Raw genomic sequence first — 758 nt, forward strand, 5'->3', positions numbered from 1 at the left:
AAATAGAGCCCTTTGGGGGAAAGGGCTCTTAGGGGGAGGAGCTTAAGGTTTAAGCTTTCACAAGAGTCGCTGCGTTACGCATCGCTTCTTTCGTTGAACACTCAACAACGTTTGCTTTTGCAAAGCGCTGAGCGTCTTTTACTTGGATATCGTGAGCTAGAATAACCAGCTTCGCGTTTGCTACATCTAGGTCAGTGATGCGGTTCTGGATACCGTTTTGACCTTGAGTTTCTACTTTGATTTTCAGACCTGCTGCTGCACCTGCTTTCTCTAGTGCTTTCGCTGCCATGAATGTGTGTGCTACGCCAGATGGGCAACATGTTACTGCTACGATGTCATACTCGCCTTCACCTGCTGCTGGAGCCGCTTGAGCTTGTGCAGGTGCTGCTTCTGCGATTTCGTCTTCTGCTTCTTCTTCAGCAACTGGTTTCCAGAAGCCAACGATAACTGCTGTTGTTAGTGAGCCTAGTGCGATACCTACAACGTACATTGGGATGTTGCTTGATACAGGTGCTGTGATTAGACCGCCCCATGGTGCGTGTAGTAGTACGTCTGTTAGGAAGCCGAACACACAGCCGACGATACCACCAGCAACGATTGAAGGAAGAACGCGTACTGGGTCGTTTGCTGCGAATGGGATAGCACCTTCAGAGATACCGATAGAACCCATGATTGCTGCTGCTTTACCTGCTTCTTGCTCTTGCTTAGTGAACTTCTTCTTGAATAGGAATGTTGCTAGTGCCATACCTAGAGGAGGC

The 758-nt window shown here is 48.8% G+C and carries 1 protein-coding gene; it reads right to left on the reverse strand.

Features of this window, described 5'->3' with window-relative positions; translation table 11 throughout:
* Positions 1 to 49: 49 nt before the first annotated feature.
* A partial coding sequence (locus tag R7E78_RS26205; protein WP_318058618.1) for a fructose PTS transporter subunit IIB occupies positions 50 to 758 on the reverse strand: 709 nt, incomplete at its 5' end.

The sequence above is a fragment of the Vibrio sp. YT-19(2023) genome, assembly GCF_033337395.1.